At 69.6% G+C, this 16649-nt stretch carries 16 protein-coding genes; 11 read left to right on the plus strand and 5 right to left on the minus strand.

Annotated elements, in window-relative coordinates; translation table 11 throughout:
- Window positions 1–2: 2 nt before the first annotated feature.
- The 4 genes from AB0D34_RS11525 to AB0D34_RS11540 are packed head-to-tail and all read right to left on the minus strand — an operon-like array spanning window position 3 to window position 3530.
- Complete coding sequence (locus tag AB0D34_RS11525; RefSeq protein ID WP_362660009.1) at window positions 3–626, minus strand: response regulator transcription factor; 624 nt, start codon at window positions 624–626, stop codon at window positions 3–5.
- Complete coding sequence (locus AB0D34_RS11530) at window positions 623–1825, minus strand: sensor histidine kinase (RefSeq protein ID WP_362660138.1); 1203 nt, start codon at window positions 1823–1825, stop codon at window positions 623–625. The genes AB0D34_RS11525 and AB0D34_RS11530 overlap by 4 nt, the downstream gene beginning before the upstream one ends.
- Window positions 1822–2667 carry an ABC transporter permease gene (locus AB0D34_RS11535; RefSeq protein ID WP_362660012.1) on the minus strand — a complete coding sequence of 282 codons (846 nt, stop codon included), beginning with the start codon at window positions 2665–2667 and terminating at the stop codon, window positions 1822–1824. Before AB0D34_RS11535 ends, AB0D34_RS11530 begins: the two co-directional genes overlap by 4 nt.
- Window positions 2664–3530, minus strand: coding sequence for an ABC transporter ATP-binding protein (locus AB0D34_RS11540; protein WP_362660015.1), 867 nt, complete (start codon window positions 3528–3530; stop codon window positions 2664–2666). Before AB0D34_RS11540 ends, AB0D34_RS11535 begins: the two co-directional genes overlap by 4 nt.
- 145 nt (window positions 3531–3675) lie before the next feature.
- Here AB0D34_RS11540 and AB0D34_RS11545 point away from each other — a divergent pair, with 145 nt between their 5' ends.
- From AB0D34_RS11545 to rpsD, 3 genes are all read left to right on the plus strand, one after another.
- A complete protein-coding gene (locus AB0D34_RS11545; RefSeq protein WP_362660018.1) occupies window positions 3676–4338 on the plus strand; it encodes a vitamin K epoxide reductase family protein in 663 nt (220 codons plus the stop codon).
- Window positions 4339–4384: 46 nt separating this feature from the next.
- Window positions 4385–5740 (plus strand): replication-associated recombination protein A, encoded by a 1356-nt coding sequence (locus tag AB0D34_RS11550; protein WP_362660021.1) that lies wholly within the window; start codon window positions 4385–4387, stop codon window positions 5738–5740.
- 297 nt (window positions 5741–6037) lie between these two features.
- A complete protein-coding gene (gene rpsD, locus AB0D34_RS11555; RefSeq protein ID WP_362660023.1) occupies window positions 6038–6652 on the plus strand; it encodes a 30S ribosomal protein S4 in 615 nt (204 codons plus the stop codon).
- A gap of 170 nt (window positions 6653–6822) precedes the next feature.
- Here rpsD and AB0D34_RS11560 read toward each other — a convergent pair whose 3' ends face one another.
- A complete protein-coding gene (locus AB0D34_RS11560) occupies window positions 6823–7083 on the minus strand; it encodes a hypothetical protein (RefSeq protein ID WP_362660026.1) in 261 nt (86 codons plus the stop codon).
- 25 nt (window positions 7084–7108) lie between these two features.
- Between AB0D34_RS11560 and AB0D34_RS11565 the strand changes: the two genes are divergently transcribed.
- From AB0D34_RS11565 to AB0D34_RS11600, 8 genes are all read left to right on the plus strand, one after another.
- Window positions 7109–7534: a DUF948 domain-containing protein gene (locus AB0D34_RS11565; protein ID WP_362660028.1), complete on the plus strand. Its 426-nt coding sequence runs from the start codon at window positions 7109–7111 to the stop codon at window positions 7532–7534.
- An 8-nt stretch (window positions 7535–7542) separates the two neighbouring features.
- Window positions 7543–7884 (plus strand): hypothetical protein, encoded by a 342-nt coding sequence (locus AB0D34_RS11570; protein WP_362660031.1) that lies wholly within the window; start codon window positions 7543–7545, stop codon window positions 7882–7884.
- The gene (gene alaS / locus AB0D34_RS11575; RefSeq protein WP_362660033.1) at window positions 7884–10556 is read left to right on the plus strand and encodes an alanine--tRNA ligase; all 2673 of its coding nucleotides are present in this window, start codon (window positions 7884–7886) and stop codon (window positions 10554–10556) included. Before AB0D34_RS11570 ends, alaS begins: the two co-directional genes overlap by 1 nt.
- Complete coding sequence (gene ruvX / locus AB0D34_RS11580; RefSeq protein ID WP_362660036.1) at window positions 10556–11020, plus strand: Holliday junction resolvase RuvX; 465 nt, start codon at window positions 10556–10558, stop codon at window positions 11018–11020. Before alaS ends, ruvX begins: the two co-directional genes overlap by 1 nt.
- A gap of 122 nt (window positions 11021–11142) precedes the next feature.
- A complete protein-coding gene (mltG, locus tag AB0D34_RS11585; RefSeq protein WP_362660039.1) occupies window positions 11143–12876 on the plus strand; it encodes an endolytic transglycosylase MltG in 1734 nt (577 codons plus the stop codon).
- Complete coding sequence (locus tag AB0D34_RS11590) at window positions 12857–13696, plus strand: shikimate dehydrogenase (RefSeq protein ID WP_362660042.1); 840 nt, start codon at window positions 12857–12859, stop codon at window positions 13694–13696. Before mltG ends, AB0D34_RS11590 begins: the two co-directional genes overlap by 20 nt.
- A 147-nt stretch (window positions 13697–13843) precedes the next feature.
- Window positions 13844–16051 (plus strand): molybdopterin cofactor-binding domain-containing protein, encoded by a 2208-nt coding sequence (locus tag AB0D34_RS11595; protein ID WP_362660045.1) that lies wholly within the window; start codon window positions 13844–13846, stop codon window positions 16049–16051.
- Window positions 16052–16061: 10 nt separating this feature from the next.
- Window positions 16062–16520, plus strand: coding sequence for a (2Fe-2S)-binding protein (locus AB0D34_RS11600; protein ID WP_362660047.1), 459 nt, complete (start codon window positions 16062–16064; stop codon window positions 16518–16520).
- The last annotated feature ends 129 nt before the right edge of the window (window positions 16521–16649 follow it).

Below are 16649 nucleotides of genomic sequence, written 5' to 3' on the forward strand. Positions count from 1 at the left end.
GGTCAGTCCAGGAGGTCGTACCGCATGGCGCTGGTGACGGCTGCCGTGCGGTCGGCCACGCCCAACTTGGCGAAGACACGCAGGAGATGGGTCTTCACCGTCGACTCCCCGATGAACAGGCGCCTGCCGATCTCCGCGTTGGTGCAGCCCTCGGCCACCAGCCGGAGCACCGCCGTCTCACGGGACGACAGGCGGGGCCGCTCCGGCTTGGTGCGCAGCTGGTCGACCAGCCGCGCCGCGACCGACGGGGCCAGAACCGTCTCACCGCGCGCCGCCCGTCGTACCGCCTCCGCCAGTTGGCCGCGGGGCAGGTCCTTCAGGAGATAGCCCGCCGCTCCCGCCTCCACGGCCCGCAGGATGTCCCGGTCCGTCTCGTACGTCGTCAGGACGATCACCCGGCAGGGCAGGCCCGCCTCCGACATCCGCACGATCGACGCCACGCCCCCGCCGCCCGGCATCCGCAGGTCCATCAGCACGATGTCCGGCCGGAGTTCCGCCGCCAAAGCCTCGGCCTGCGGTCCGTTCGACGCGTCCGCGACCACGTCGAGATCCGGCTCGGCGCTCAGCATCGCCCGCAGGCCCTCGCGTACGACGGGATGGTCGTCGGCAAGGATGATCCGGATCATGGCGGGCAGCTCCTCGGGGGTGGGACGGGCAGCCGTAGGGTGATCGTGGTGCCCTCGCCGGGCGCGCTGCCCACCTCGGCCGTCCCGCCGCCTTCGGTGACGCGGGCCCGCAGGCCCGACAGACCGTAGCCGCCGCTCACGGCCTCCGGGTCGAAGCCGCAGCCGTCATCCTGCACGGACAGCGTGAGGGTCTCGTCGGAGTACGCCAACGCGATGTGCACGGTCACCGAACTTCCCGCGTGCTTACGGCAGTTGGCCAGTGCCTCCTGGCAGGCGCGCAGTGCTACCACCTCTGGCCCGGCGGGCAGCGGCCGTACTGAACCGGTCACCTCCAGTGACGCGGACTGCCGTGCCGCCAGTCGGCACAGCGCGTCCGGCAGCGTCGCGCCGTCCAGGTCGGCGGGGGTGCCGTCGGCCACCAGGGCCCGCGCCTCGGCGAGGTTCAGCCGGGCCGTCTCGTCCATCAGGGCCAGATGACGGCGGGCCTGCGGCACGTCGTGGTCGAGCTCCGCCTCCACGGCCTGGACCAGCATCAGCAGACTGGTGAAGCCCTGCGCGAGGGTGTCGTGGATCTCCCGGGCCATCCGCTCCCGCTCGGCCAGCGCCCCGTGCGCCGCCGACAGCCGCGATACCTCGTGCCGGCTCGCGTCCAGCTCCGCGATCAGGGCGGCCCGCTCCTGGCTCTGCTCGATGATCCGGATCACCCAACTGCCCAGGGCCACCGAGAAGACGAGGGTGACCACGGCGAACAGCCCGTTGAAGAAGACGTCCTGGCCGCTCGGCCACCACAGCAGCGCCCAACCCACCACCGGCGCAAGGTTGATCACGGCCACCATGCTGGTCGCCCACCGCATCCGCAGCGTCATGAAGCACTGGGGGACGAGCGCGAAGGTCATCAGCCGGGTCTCGCCGACCAGGATCGCCGAGGGCAGGAACAGGGCGATCATCGTGACGAGATAACCGAGGGCCTGGCGCTCGGGCGGCGGATCCCCCCTCAGCAGCGGGCGTCCCGTCCACACGAACAGCGGGACCAGCGGGACCAGAAGCGCCGCCGCGGTGACGCGGACCGGCCACCCCGGGTGTTCAGCGCCGAGCACGAACGCCAGGGTGGCCAGCCAGATGAGGGCGAAGTAGGTGTCCCACAGGCGGAACGAGCGGTCCCAGCTGTAGGCGCCGGCGGCCCCCGCCGCGTCCTTCATCCGTCGCGCCGGTTCTTCCACCGGAAGGTCAGCAGACACAGCAGCAATCCTCCGACGCACCACGCCCCCAGCACCAGGGCGATGCGCCCGAACTCCCAGTCTCCCGCCTGCTCCAGGACCTGCGCCGAGTCCGGCAGGAACACCCCGCGCAGCCCCTGGCACATCCACTTCAACGGGAACAGCGCACCGATGTTCAGCATCCAGTCCGGGATCGTGTCGATCGCGATGTACACCCCGGAGATGAACTGCAGGACCAGGAAGGGCAGTACGACCACCGAGCTCGCGCTCTTGCTGGACTTGGGCACCGAACTGATCGCGATGCCGAGCAGCGCGCACGCCGTCAGACCGAGCACGAAGATCCAGGCGAAGGCGAACCACCGGCCGCCGTCCGACGGCAACTCGACGTCGTACAGCGTGGTGCCGACGACCAGCAGGATCGCCGTCTCCATCAGGCCAGTGACCAGAACCAGCCAGATCTTGCCGAGGAAGTACGCCGCCGGCGGCATCGGAGTACCGCGCAGCCGGCGCAGCACCTTCTCGTCCCGCTCGATGGCGATCGAGACGCCGAGCGACTGGAAGCTCGTCGACATGATGCCCGCGGCCATCATCGCCGGGACGTACAGCTGCGAGGCGGTGATGCCCGCCCCCTCCACGTCGTCGCTGAAGATCGACGCGAAGAGGAACAGGAAGACCACCGGGAAGGCGAAGGTGAACACCATCTGGTCGCGCTGGCGGAAGAACTGCCTGATCTCCAGGACGCCCCGCCGGATTCCGAGCCCCCAGGTACCGGGCAGCCGCACCGGTACCGGACTGCGGGTTTCCTTCGCCGCGGTCGTGGTCATCGCGCGTCCTCCTGTCCGGTGAGCCGGAGGTAGACGTCCTCCAGCGTGGGGCGGCTGACCTGGAGCCCCGGGATCTCGCCGTCGAAGCGGCGCATCAGCTCGGCGACCGTCCTGGTCGGGGTCTCCGTGTGCGCCGTGCGCGGGGCGCCGTCCGGCTCGGTCCACTCGACGGTGGCGCCGGTGCCGTACCGCTCCCGCAGGGCGGCCGGTTCGTCCTCGGCTACGACCTTCCCCCGGGAGATCACGGCCAGCCGGTCGGCGAGCGCCTCGGCCTCCTCCAGGTAGTGCGTGGTGAGCAGGATCGTGGTGCCCTCGTCGGACAGCTTGCGGATCAGCTCCCAGAACTGGCGCCGGGCCGCCGGGTCGAAGCCGGTCGTCGGCTCGTCCAGGAGCAGCAGTTCGGGGCCGCCGATCACGCCCAGCGCCACGTCGAGGCGCCGCCGCTGACCGCCCGAGAGCGCCTTGATCCGGCTGTCCGCCTTGGCCTGAAGACCCACCAGGCCGATGACTTCCTCCGGGTCCCGCGGCCTCGGGTAATAGCGGGCGAAGTGCCGCACGGTTTCCCCCACCGTCAACTCCGCGGGCGCGGATTCGTCCTGCCAGACGATCCCTACACGGGATCGCCACGCGCGCGTGCCGTGCGCCGGGTCCGAGCCGAGCACCGAGACCTCACCCGAGTCCCGGTCCCGGTTGCCCTGGAGGATCTCCACCGTGGTGCTCTTGCCCGCGCCATTGGGTCCGAGCAGGCCGAAGACCTCGCCCCTGCGGATGCCGAGATCGATCCCGTCGACCGCGGTCACGTCGCCGTACTGCTTGCGCAGCCCCCGAACGTCCACCGCGAGTTCGTTCGCGTGTGTGGTCATGCCTGTGAGCATCGGCCGGAACCGAACGCTCAGGGACGACCGTGCGTACTTCCTTATGTCCACCGAACGGTGGACAAGCCTCCTCGTGCGGCACAATGGCCCCTGCCCGAAGAAGGTCCAACTCTCAAGCAGACGGATCGGCGTGATGAGCAAGACCACAGTGAAAGACGTCTCCACGGAGCCCGGGTCCTCGTCGGCCGGCGCCGGCGCCGCGCCCCGGACGGTGGGCGGCAGCCGTGCCTTCGCGCTGCTGCTGGTGATCACCGGCGCCGCCGGCCTGCTCGCCGCGTGGGTCATCACGATCGACAAGTTCAAGATCCTCGAGGGCAAGGTCAGCGGCAAGACGTTCACGCCGAGCTGCTCCCTCAACCCGATCGTCTCCTGCGGCAGCGTGATGGAGAGCAAGCAGGCGGCCGCCTTCGGGTTCCCCAACCCGATGCTGGGCCTGGTGGCCTACGGCATCGTCATCTGTGTCGGCATGAGCCTGCTGGCCCGCGCGAGCTTCCCGCGCTGGTACTGGCTCACCTTCAACTTCGGCACGCTCTTCGGCGTGGCCTTCTGCACCTGGCTGCAGTTCCAGTCGCTGTACCGGATCAACGCGCTGTGCCTGTGGTGCTCCCTGGCCTGGGTCGCCACGATCACGATGTTCTGGTACGTGACCTCGTTCAACATCCGCAACGACCTGCTGCCGTCCCCGGGCTGGCTCAAGCGCTTCCTCTCCGAGTTCACCTGGGTCCTGCCGGTCACCCACTGCGGCATCATCGCGATGATGATCCTGACCCGCTGGGGCTCCAGCCTCTGGGCCTGACCGACAGCCGACGGCGTTGTCAGTGCGGTGACATAGGGTTTTGAACGTGGAGCCCGATCTGTTCACCGCGGCGGCGGAAGAGCGCCAGGAGAAGGACCCGGCCGGCAGCCCCCTGGCGGTCCGGATGCGCCCGCGCACCCTCGACGAGGTGGTGGGCCAGCAGCACCTGCTCAAGCCGGGCTCGCCGCTGCGCCGGCTGGTCGGCGAGGGCAGCGGCGGCCCCGCCGGGCCCTCCTCGGTGATCCTCTGGGGCCCACCAGGCACCGGCAAGACGACCCTGGCGTACGTCGTCTCCAAGGCGACGAACAAGCGCTTCGTGGAGCTCTCCGCGATCACCGCAGGCGTCAAGGAGGTCCGCGCGGTCATCGACGGCGCCCGCCGCGCCACCGGCGGCTTCGGCAAGGAGACCGTCCTCTTCCTCGACGAGATCCACCGCTTCAGCAAGGCCCAGCAGGACTCCCTGCTCCCCGCGGTCGAGAACCGCTGGGTGACCCTGATCGCGGCCACCACCGAGAACCCGTACTTCTCGGTCATCTCCCCGCTGCTGTCCAGGTCCCTGCTGCTGACCCTCGAACCCCTCACCGACGACGACCTCAGAGGGCTGCTGAAGCGGGCGCTGAGCGACGAACGCGGCCTCAAGGACGCCGTCGCCCTCCCCGAGGACACCGAGGAGCACCTCCTGCGGATCGCCGGCGGCGACGCCCGGCGCGCCCTGACCGCCCTGGAGGCCGCCGCCGGGGCAGCGCTCGACAAGGGCGAACCGGAGATCTCCCTCACCACACTGGAGGAGACGGTCGACCGTGCGGCCGTGAAGTACGACCGCGACGGCGACCAGCACTACGACGTCGCCAGCGCCCTCATCAAGTCCATCAGGGGCTCCGACGTGGACGCGGCCCTGCACTACCTGGCCCGCATGATCGAGGCCGGCGAGGACCCCCGCTTCATCGCCCGCCGCCTGATGATCTCCGCCAGCGAGGACATCGGCCTCGCCGACCCCAACGCCCTGCCCATAGCCGTCGCCGCCGCTCAGGCCGTGGCGATGATCGGCTTCCCCGAGGCCGCGCTGACGTTGAGCCACGCCACCATCGCCCTCGCCCTGGCACCGAAGTCCAACGCCGCGACCATGGCGATCGGCGCCGCCATGGAGGACGTACGCAAGGGGCATGCGGGACCCGTGCCGATGCACCTGAGGGACGGGCACTACAAGGGCGCGGCCAAGCTCGGGCACGCGCAGGGGTACGTCTACCCGCACGACCTGCCCGAAGGCATCGCCGCCCAGCAGTACGCCCCGGAGGAACTCAAGGACCGGGAGTACTACACACCCACCCGGCACGGCGCCGAGGCCCGGTACGCGGACGCCGTGGAGTGGACCCGCCAGCACCTCGGTCGCAAGCGGTCCTGAGCAGCCTGTAGAATCCCTCGAAGTGCTGTGTCCCGTGCAGTCAGAACGGGACGGTCAGCCGGAACCCCTCAGGGGGTTCCAGGAGCGTCGCGCACCGTTCGAATGGTGTCGCGGGCAGCCCACCACCACTCACCCCAGGGGGAGACCGGTCGGTGGGCCACTCGCGTGCTGCACGTATGTGCCCAGACCAGGGGAGCGGCTGCCCATCGGATCCCTCGTGGACCCGGCGGGTTTCCCCGGCTGCGGATGCGACCTCCCTCAACACCTGACAAGCCGATAACCAGGAAATGAGAAGCAGTGGCGAACCAGTCCCGCCCCAAGGTCAAGAAGTCGCGTGCCCTCGGCATCGCGCTGACCCCGAAGGCCGTCAAGTACTTCGAGGCCCGTCCCTACCCCCCGGGTGAGCACGGCCGTGGCCGCAAGCAGAACTCGGACTACAAGGTCCGTCTGCTCGAGAAGCAGCGTCTGCGTGCGCAGTACGACGTGTCCGAGCGTCAGCTCGTCCGCGCCTACGAGCGTGCCTCCAAGGTTCAGGGCAAGACCGGTGAGGCCCTGATCATCGAGCTCGAGCGCCGTCTCGACGCGCTGGTCCTGCGTTCGGGCATCGCCCGCACGATCTACCAGGCCCGCCAGATGGTCGTCCACGGCCACATCGAGGTCAACGGCCAGAAGGTCGACAAGCCGTCCTTCCGCGTCAAGCCCGACGACGTCGTCATGGTCCGCGAGCGCAGCCGCAGCAAGACGCTGTTCGAGGTCTCCCGCGCCGGTGGCTTCGCCCCCGACGGTGAGACCCCGCGCTACCTCCAGGTGAACCTCGCCGCCCTGGCCTTCCGCCTGGACCGCGAGCCGAACCGCAAGGAGATCCCGGTGATCTGCGACGAGCAGCTCGTCGTCGAGTACTACGCCCGTTGATCTTCAACAGGCGATAGCACCACCTCAGCCCGCCGTCTCACCGCCCTTCCGGGTGGGCGAGGCGGCGGGTTGCTGCATGTCGAGGGCCACCTTGGCGTGCCGTACGCGCCCTGCGGCGTGGGCAGTCCTTCCAGCGGCTCAGCGGCTCAGCGGCTCAGCGGCTCAGCGGCTCAGCGGCTCAGCGGCTGCGTGCGGCCCAGCGCCCGGGACGCCGCCGCCTCCCGCCCCAGGGCCCGGCCCTGCCGTACGCGCAGGCCCACCGAGGGCCACAGCGCTGCTGCCGCGCCCTGCCCGAACAGCTCGCGTGGCAGCCGCGTGGTGTGGTCCGTCAGGCCCAGCATCTCCATGACCGCGTAGTCGACGAACTCCGGATCACTGCGGCCGGTGCCGAGTGCCGTCCCCGGCGCGATAGGCTCGGCACCGTTGTCCACGCGTGTTCATGAGAGCAGGTGCAAGGTGTCCGGTGGAGAGGTTGCCGGGATCCTGGTGGCCGTCTTCTGGGCGATCCTGGTCTCCTTCCTCGCCGTCGCCCTGGCGAGGCTGGCCCAGACGCTCAAGGCGACCACCAAACTCGTGGCGGACGTGACCGACCAGGCGGTGCCGCTGCTGGCCGACGCCGCCGGAGCGGTGCGCTCGGCGCAGACCCAGATCGACCGGGTCGACGCGATCGCCTCGGACGTCCAGGAGGTCACGTCGAACGCCTCCGCGCTGTCCACCACCGTCGCCTCCACCTTCGGCGGCCCCCTGGTCAAGGTCGCGGCCTTCGGCTACGGCGTGCGCCGGGCGATCACCGGCCGCAAGGACGAGGTGCCCGCGAAGGCCTCCCGGCGTACCGTGATCGTGGGTCGGGCGGTCTCCCGGAGCCGTGGGAAGAGGGACTGAGGCTCAAGATGTTCCGCCGCACTTTCTGGTTCAGCACGGGCGTGGCCGCCGGTGTCTGGGCGACCACCAAGGTCAATCGCAAGCTGAAGCAGCTGACCCCCGAGAACCTCGCCGTCACGGCGGCCAACAAGGCGATCGAGACGGGCGCCCGCCTCAAGGACCGCGCGGTCGGCTTCGCGCTCGACGTCCGCGACAACATGGCCGAGCGGGAGGCCGAGCTGACGGACGTTCTCGGCATCCGCGAGAGTCCCGAACTGCCCGCACCCAGGCGCATCGCCGCCATCGAGAACTCGACGTACACGACGAAGTCGTACAAGACGCACCCGTACAACCGGAATGAGGACCACTGATGGAGTCGGCTGAAATCCGCCGCCGCTGGTTGAGCTTCTACGAGGAGCGCGGTCACACCGTCGTCCCTTCGGCGTCGCTCATCGCGGACGACCCGACTCTGCTCCTGGTCCCCGCCGGCATGGTCCCCTTCAAGCCGTACTTCCTCGGTGAGGTCAAGCCGCCGTGGGCGCGCGCCACCAGCGTGCAGAAGTGCGTGCGCACCCCCGACATCGAAGAGGTCGGCAAGACCACCCGGCACGGCACGTTCTTCCAGATGTGCGGCAACTTCTCCTTCGGGGACTACTTCAAGGAAGGCGCCATCAAGTACGCCTGGGAGCTGCTCACCAGCCCCCAGGACAAGGGCGGTTACGGCCTGGAGCCGGAGAAGCTCTGGATCACCGTGTACCTGGAGGACGACGAGGCCGAGCGCATCTGGCACGAGGTCGTCGGGGTGCCGAAGGAGCGCATCCAGCGCCTCGGCATGAAGGACAACTACTGGTCCATGGGCGTCCCCGGACCCTGCGGCCCCTGTTCCGAGATCAACTACGACCGCGGCCCCGAGTTCGGCGTCGAGGGCGGCCCCGCCGTCAACGACGAGCGGTACGTGGAGATCTGGAACCTCGTCTTCATGCAGTACGAGCGCGGCGAGGGCATCGGCAAGGACAACTTCGAGATCCTCGGCGAGCTCCCCAGCAAGAACATCGACACCGGCCTCGGACTCGAGCGCCTGGCGATGATCCTGCAGGGCGTGCAGAACATGTACGAGATCGACACCTCCATGGCCGTCATCAAGAAGGCCACCGAGCTGACCGGTGTCGCGTACGGCGACGCCCACGACTCGGACGTCTCCCTGCGCGTGGTCACCGACCACATGCGCACGTCCGTGATGCTCATCGGAGACGGTGTCACCCCCGGCAACGAGGGCCGCGGTTACGTCCTGCGCCGCATCATGCGCCGGGCCATCCGCAACATGCGCCTGCTCGGCGCCACCGGTCCGGTCGTGCTGGACCTGATCGACACCGTGATCGCCATGATGGGCCAGCAGTACCCGGAGCTCGTCACCGACCGCGAGCGCATCGAGAAGGTCGCCGTCGCCGAGGAGAACGCCTTCCTGAAGGCCCTCAAGGGCGGTACGAACATCCTCGACACCGCCGTCACCGAGACCAAGGCCGCCGGTGGCACGGTCCTCGCCGGCGACAAGGCGTTCCTGCTCCACGACACCTGGGGCTTCCCGATCGACCTCACCCTGGAGATGGCCGCCGAACAGGGCCTCTCCGTGGACGAGGACGGCTTCCGCCGTCTGATGAAGGAGCAGCGGGAGCGCGCCAAGGCCGACGCCCAGGCCAAGAAGACCGGTCACGCCGGTGCCGGTGCCTACCGTGAGATCGCCGACAAGACCGGCGAGACCGAGTTCATCGGCTACAGCGACACCGAGGGCGAGTCCACCGTCGTCGGCATCCTCGTCGACGGCGCCTCCTCCCCGGCCGCCACCGAGGGCGACGAGGTCGAGATCGTCCTGGACCGCACCCCGTTCTACGCCGAGGGCGGCGGCCAGATCGGCGACACCGGCCGGATCAAGGTCGACTCCGGTGCCGTCATCGAGATCCGCGACTGCCAGAAGCCGGTCCCGGGCGTCTACGTCCACAAGGGCGTCGTCCAGTTCGGCGAGGTCACCGTCGGTGCCAAGGCGCATGCCTCGATCGACGGCCGCCGGCGCACGGCCATCGCCCGCGCCCATTCGGCCACCCACCTCACCCACCAGGCGCTGCGGGACGCGCTCGGCCCGACGGCCGCCCAGGCCGGTTCCGAGAACCAGCCCGGCCGTTTCCGCTTCGACTTCGGCTCCCCGTCCGCCGTTCCGACGGCCGTGATGACCGACGTCGAGCAGAAGATCAACGAGGTGCTCGCCCGCGACCTCGACGTCCGCGCCGATGTCATGGGCATCGACGAGGCCAAGAAGCAGGGCGCCATCGCCGAGTTCGGCGAGAAGTACGGCGAGCGGGTCCGCGTGGTGACCATCGGCGACTTCTCCAAGGAGCTGTGCGGCGGCACCCATGTGCACAACACCTCGCAGCTCGGCCTGGTCAAGCTGCTCGGCGAGTCGTCGATCGGCTCCGGAGTCCGCCGTATCGAGGCGCTCGTCGGTGTCGACGCGTACAACTTCCTGGCCCGTGAGCACACCGTCGTCGCCCAGCTCCAGGAGCTGATCAAGGGCCGCCCGGAGGAGCTCCCGGAGAAGGTCTCCGCCATGCTCGGCAAGCTGAAGGACGCCGAGAAGGAGATCGAGAAGTTCCGCGCCGAGAAGGTGCTCCAGGCCGCCGCCGGTCTCGCCGAGTCCGCCAAGGACGTCCGCGGGATCGCCGTCGTCACCGGTCAGGTGCCGGACGGTACGACCCCCGACGACCTGCGCAAGCTGGTCCTCGACGTGCGCGGCCGCATCCAGGGCGGCCGGGCCGCCGTGGTCGCCCTCTTCACGGTCAACAACGGCAAGCCGCTGACGGTCATCGCCACCAACGAGGCCGCCCGCGAGCGCGGTCTCAAGGCCGGCGACCTGGTCCGCACGGCCGCCAAGACGCTCGGCGGCGGCGGTGGCGGCAAGCCGGACGTCGCCCAGGGCGGCGGCCAGAACCCGGCTGCCGTCGGCGAGGCCGTGGACGCCGTGGAGCGTCTGGTCGGGGAGACGGCCAAGTAATGCGCAGAGGCCGTCGACTCGCGATCGACGTCGGGGACGCCCGCATCGGGGTCGCCTCGTGCGACCCCGACGGGATCCTCGCCACCCCGGTGGAGACGGTCCCGGGCCGGGACGTTCCGGCAGCTCATCGCCGGCTGAAGCAGCTGGTCGAGGAGTACGAACCGATCGAGGTCGTCGTCGGCCTCCCTCGCTCCCTCAAGGGGGGCGAGGGCCCGGCCGCGGTGAAGGTCCGCGGCTTCGCTCAGGAACTCGCCAAGGGAATCACGCCCGTTCCGGTCAGGCTCGTCGACGAGCGGATGACCACGGTGACGGCCAGTCAGGGACTGCGCGCATCCGGGGTGAAATCAAAAAAGGGCAGATCGGTCATTGACCAGGCAGCAGCCGTGATCATCCTTCAGCAGGCGCTCGAATCCGAACGGGTGTCAGGTAAAGCACCCGGCGAGGGCGTCGAAGTGGTCATCTGATCGCGATACGGTAACGTTCCGCGCGATGCGGCGACATTCGAACAGTCACCGCACAGAAAGAGGCGGAGCGGTAGCCGGATCGTGAAAGCAGGTGACCGCCGCCTCGCGGCTCTAGGGGATCGATGACTGAGTATGGCCGGGGCCAAGGCTCCGAACCGTGGCATCCGGAGGACCCGTTGTACGGGGACGACGGATGGGGCGGACAGCAGGCCCACGCGGGCCAGCAGTCCCCCTACGGCGGCCAGCCGCAGCACTATCCGCAGCAGCCGCAGCAGCCGCAGTACGACAACGGTGGCTGGGGCGACGGCCAACAGGCCGCCTATGGTCAGGCGCAGCAGCAGTACCCGCAGCACGACGGCCAGTACGACCAGCACCAGCAGTACAACCACCAGTACGACCAGCAGCAGTACGGCCAACAGCAGTACGACCAGCAGGCCTATCAGGGCCAGCCGCAGCAGCCGTACGACAACAACAACGGCTGGGCGGCCGGTGCGCAGGGGCAGGTCCCCTACCCCGCCGACCCGTCGGACCCGTACGGCCAGCAGGCCGCCGCGTACGGCGCTGAGCAGCAGGACTACTACGCCGGCCCGGACGCCTATCCGCCGCCGGAGCCGCCGAGCCGTCGGCATGCCGAGCCGGAGCCGCGCACCGACTGGGACCCGGGCCCGGACGAGGGCGAACACGCCTTCTTCGCGGGTGGTGGCGACGAGGACACCTCCGACGACCCGGAGGACGGTCGTGGCGACCGGAGGGGCCGAGGCGGCAAGGGGACCAAGAAGCGCAGGAGCGGATGCGCCTGTCTGGTGGTCCTGCTGGTGTTCGGCGGCGGTGTCGGCACCGTCGGCTACTTCGGTTACCAGTTCTACCAAAATCGTTTCGCCGCGGCTCCGGACTACACCGGGAGCGGCACGGCCGAGGCGGTGAACGTCCAGATCCCCAAGGGCGCGGGCGGGTACGCGATCGGCCGGGTCCTCAAGGACGCGGGTGTCGTCAAGAGCGTCGACGCGTTCGTGACCGCCCAGGAGCGGAACCCCAGGGGGAAGTCGATCCAGGCCGGCGCCTATCTGCTGAAGAAGGAGATGTCCGCCGAGAGCGCCGTCGCGATGATGCTGGACCCGAAGAGCCAGAACAACGTGCTGGTTGTTCCGGGTGTGCGGAACGTCAACGTCTACAAGTTGATCGACGACAAACTAGGCCTTGAGCCCGGCGCCACGAAGAAGATCGCCAAGGAGAAATACAAGAGCCTCGGGCTGCCGAGCTGGGCGAACGACAACAAGGAAATAAAGGACCCCCTGGAGGGCTTCCTTTATCCGGGCACCTATCCCGCCGCCAAGGGCATGAAGCCCGAGACGGTGCTCAAGGAGATGGTCACCGAGGCCTCCGAGACGTACGGCAAGTACGACCTGGAGGCGAAGGCCAAGGCGCTCAAGCTGGAGAGTCCGCTGCAGGTCATCACGGTCGCGAGCCTCGTGCAGGCGGAGGGGAAGACCGAGGAGGACTACCGCAAGATGGCGGAAGTGGTCTACAACCGGCTCAACCTCGCGAACCCCGAGACCTACGGTCTGCTGCAGTTCGACTCGACCTTCAATTACCTGATGGGCCAGAGCAACATCAAGATCACCGAGGCGGAGATCAAGAGCAACAAGGACCCGTACAACACGTACACGAACAAGGGTCTGCCGCCCGGACCGATCGACAACCCGAGTGCCACCGCGCTGAAGGCGGCGCTGAATCCGACGGACGACGGCTGGTACTACTTCGTCGCGACCGACGGCGTGAACAAGACCGAATTCGCCAAGACCCACGACGAATTCCTGAAGCTCAAGGACAAGTTCAATGAGGCCACGGGCAGTTGACGCCCGCCGGGCAGCCGTCCTCGGCAAGCCCATCGCCCACTCCCTCTCCCCGGTGCTGCACCGTGCGGCGTACGAGGAGCTGGGGCTGACGGGCTGGTCGTACGACCGTTTCGAGCTCGACGAGGCCGCCCTGCCCGGCTTCGTCGGACAACTCGGCCCGGAGTGGGCCGGGCTGTCGCTGACCATGCCGCTCAAGCGGGCCGTCATCCCGCTGCTCGACGAGATCAGCGAGACGGCCGCCTCCGTCGAGGCGGTCAACACGGTCGTGTTCACCGACGACGGTCGGCGACTCGGCGACAACACCGACATCCCGGGCATGGTCGCCGCCCTCAGGGAACGGGGCATCGAACAGGTCGATTCCGCGGCGATCCTCGGCGCCGGCGCCACCGCTTCCTCCGCGCTCGCCGCACTCGCCCGCGTCTGCACCGGCGAGGTCGTCGCCTACGTGCGCAGCGAGGCCCGGGCCGCCGAGATGCGGCAGTGGGGCGCTCGCCTCGACATCGACGTGCGTACGGCGGACTGGGCGGACGCGGCCGACGGCCTGCGCGCGCCCCTGGTGATCGCGACCACTCCCGCCGGGGCGACGGACGCGCTCGCCCATGCCGTACCGGAGCGGCCCGCGACCCTCTTCGACGTGCTCTACGACCCGTGGCCGACCGAGCTCGCCGCCCGCTGGTCGATGATCGGCGGGGCCGTGGTCAGCGGTCTCGACCTGCTGGTGCACCAGGCCGTGCTCCAGGTCGAACAGATGACGGGACGGAAGCCGGCGCCGGTGGAAGCCATGCGCAAGGCGGGCGAGCACGCGCTGGCGGCCCGCTGAAGTCCTCCGGTTCCTCCGACTCCTTCGGCTGTCCTCCGGTGAAGTGGGACATGGTGATCCTGTGAAGGCGCTGTACTGAGAGGTAACCCCAGGCCATGCTCTGCGGGCGGCCCGGCAATGTCGGCGGGCCGTCGAACGGAGCCAGCCATGACACGTCACGCCCGGCGCAGGTTTCTCACCTACCTGGTGGCCGCGCCCGCTCTCGCCGTAGCGACCAGGATCGGTGTGGACGCCTACGCTCCAGGCAGCGCCGACGCGGCGATCCCGACGCCTCCCGCACCCGCCGATCTGGTCGACCTCGGTGACCTGCTGATCCTGGCCGGAGCGCCCACCGCGGACATGCTCGTGCTGAGCGTCGACGAGGACGGGGACGTCCACTTCCGGCTGCCCCGCGAGGAGGTCGGCCAGGGCCTCACCACAGCCGTGGCCATGCTGGTCGCGGAGGAGCTCGACACCCCGCTCGACCGGGTCCGCGTCCACCTGGAGGACGCCCGGCCCGAACTGCTCTTCAACCAGCTCACCGGCAGCTCCAACTCGGTCCGTTCGCTGTACGACCCGGTGCGCCGGACGGCGGCGGCCGCCCGGGCCCGGATGGTCGCGGCGGCCGCCCGGCAGTGGGGGCTGAAGGCGAGCGAGCTGACGGTCCGCGCGGGTGTGGTGGTCGCAGCGGACGGCCGTACGGCCTCCTACGGCTCCCTCACCGCCGCGGCCGCCACCCTGGACCTCGGCTCCCTCACCGTCACGCCGAAGAAGGAGTCCGAGCACACCCTCGTCGGCACGCCCACCTCCCGCATCGACGCCCGCGCCCTTGTCACCGGCGCCCACGAGTACACGCTCGACCTCGACATCCCCGGTGCCAAGCCCTGCATGGTGCGCCGCCCGCCGACCATCAACGGCACCGTGAAGACGGTCGACAACGAGTCCGCCGTACGGGCCATGCCGGGCGTGCTCGACGTGGTCGTCATCGACACCGGTGTCGCGGTGGTCGCGGAAACGTTCGGGCAGGCCCTCGACGGCAAGAACGCCCTGGAGGTCACCTGGGGCGGCGGGACCGTCGACGCGCTCTCGGACAGCGACATCCGCGCCAGGCTCAAGGCGGCCACGCCCTCGCTCGACCTGCTCGGCGCGCTGGTGAAGAAGGTGGACACCGAGTTCGATTTCGCCTTCGCCAGCCATGCGCCCCTGGAGACCAACTCGGCTGTCGCGGACGTACGGTCCGACTCGGCCGAGATCTGGTCCGGCCTCAAGTCGCCGATCGTCGCCCAGGCGGCCGTCGCGAAGGCCGTGGGGCTGCCGGTGTCCAAGGTGAAGATGCATGTGGTGCAGTCCGGCGGCTCCTTCGGGCGGCGGCTCTTCTACGACGCGGCCCTGGAGGCCGCCGTGGTGTCCAAGAAGAGCGGCCGGCCCGTACGGCTCATGTGGTCCCGTATCGACGACATGCGGCACGGACGGATGCGGCCCGCGACCCACCACCGCGTCCGCGCCACCTACGCGGCCGGGCAGGTGCTCACCTTCCAGCACCAGGTGGCGGCCGTGGAGACCGACTTCCGGCACGGACTCGGCGACGCGATCACGGCGGCCGCCGCGAGCCTGCCCTCAGGACTCGGCAACGCGACCTTCGCCCAGACCCTTTTCCTGACCACGGTGAAGTCCCCCTACAACTTCGGCGTGACCACGCAGAGCCTCACCGAGGTGCCGATCAAGATGCACACCGGGTCGTGGCGGTCGGTGTACTCGGCCAACACGCGCGGCGCCGAGGAGATCGTCGTCGACGAACTCGCCGCCAAGCTCGGCAAGGACCCCGTGGAGTTCCGGCGGTCGTTCCTCAAGACCGACCGGCAGCGGGCCGTCCTCGACCGGGCCGCCAAGGAGGGCGCCTGGGGCCGCGCCCTGCCCGGCGGGTGGGCCCAGGGCATCGGCTTCCACGAGGAGTACAAGTCCTGCACGGCCTGTCTGGTCGAGATCGACGCCACCGACCCGAAGAAGCCCCGAGTGACCAAGGCGGTGATCGTGGCCGACGTGGGGCGGGTGATCAACCCGCGCGGCCTGGAGGCACAGCTCCTCGGCGGACTCACCGACGCCATCTCCACCACGCTCCGGGCCGGCCTGCACATCGACAAGGGCCTGCCACTGGAGGGCAGCTACTCGCAGTTCCACTACGCGCGCCAGAAGGACGCCCCCAAGGACGTGAGGATCTACGTCATCGAGGGCGCCGACGAACCGGGCGGCGCGGGCGAACTCGGTGTCCCCGCGGCGGTAGGTGCCGTCGCCAACGCCTTTGCCCGGGCCACGGGCACCAAGCCGCGCAGCTTCCCCGTGAACTTCGACGTCGACTTCACGCCCTTCCCGCGCTGAGGAGCCTTCTGTGCCGTCCCACACCTTCACCGTCAACGGGAAGTCCGTCACCGTCGACGCCCCCGACGATCTGCCCCTGCTCTGGGCGCTGCGCGATCTGCTCGGCATCCGGGGCCCCAAGTACGGCTGCGGCATCGACGTCTGCAAGGCCTGCACCAGCCACCTCGACGGCGAGGCCGTCAACCCCTGTGTGGTCCCGGTCTCCGAGGCCGCGGGCCGTGAGGTCACCACCATCGAGGGGCTCGCCGACGGCGACCGGCTGCACCCCGTCCAGGAGGCCTGGCTGGAACAGGACGTGGCCCAGTGCGGCTACTGCCAGCCCGGCCAGATCATGGCCGCGGTCGCCCTCCTCAAGCGCACGAAGAACCCCACGGACGCCGACATCGACGCCATCGCCAACGTCTGCCGCTGTGGCACGTACTTCCGTATCCGGGAGGCGATCAAGAGCGCGGCGGAACGGATGGCCTGAGGGCTCGGCGCGCAGGTCCACGTCCGTCTGCTGGACCTGTGACCGGCTCTCGCCGCCGAACGTGGGAGGATCGGAGGTGGCGGGCCGGGGCCGCGCACCTGGTCGCGCCGTTGCCGTACGCGAGGACGC

The organism is Streptomyces sp. NPDC048420 (assembly GCF_040651535.1).
Lineage (GTDB): Bacteria > Actinomycetota > Actinomycetes > Streptomycetales > Streptomycetaceae > Streptomyces.

Excerpts from the sequence above, each read along its gene's own strand:
- AB0D34_RS11525 (WP_362660009.1), bottom strand. The coding sequence starts at position 626 with ATGATCCGGATCATCCTTGCCGACGACCATCCCGTCGTACGCGAGGGC.
- AB0D34_RS11530 (WP_362660138.1), bottom strand. The coding sequence starts at position 1,825 with ATGAAGGACGCGGCGGGGGCCGCCGGCGCCTACAGCTGGGACCGCTCG.
- AB0D34_RS11535 (WP_362660012.1), bottom strand. The coding sequence starts at position 2,667 with ATGACCACGACCGCGGCGAAGGAAACCCGCAGTCCGGTACCGGTGCGG.
- AB0D34_RS11540 (WP_362660015.1), bottom strand. The coding sequence starts at position 3,530 with ATGACCACACACGCGAACGAACTCGCGGTGGACGTTCGGGGGCTGCGC.
- AB0D34_RS11545 (WP_362660018.1), top strand. The coding sequence starts at position 3,676 with ATGAGCAAGACCACAGTGAAAGACGTCTCCACGGAGCCCGGGTCCTCG.
- AB0D34_RS11570 (WP_362660031.1), top strand. The coding sequence starts at position 7,543 with ATGTTCCGCCGCACTTTCTGGTTCAGCACGGGCGTGGCCGCCGGTGTC.
- alaS (WP_362660033.1), top strand. The coding sequence starts at position 7,884 with ATGGAGTCGGCTGAAATCCGCCGCCGCTGGTTGAGCTTCTACGAGGAG.
- ruvX (WP_362660036.1), top strand. The coding sequence starts at position 10,556 with ATGCGCAGAGGCCGTCGACTCGCGATCGACGTCGGGGACGCCCGCATC.
- mltG (WP_362660039.1), top strand. The coding sequence starts at position 11,143 with ATGACTGAGTATGGCCGGGGCCAAGGCTCCGAACCGTGGCATCCGGAG.
- AB0D34_RS11590 (WP_362660042.1), top strand. The coding sequence starts at position 12,857 with ATGAGGCCACGGGCAGTTGACGCCCGCCGGGCAGCCGTCCTCGGCAAG.
- AB0D34_RS11595 (WP_362660045.1), top strand. The coding sequence starts at position 13,844 with ATGACACGTCACGCCCGGCGCAGGTTTCTCACCTACCTGGTGGCCGCG.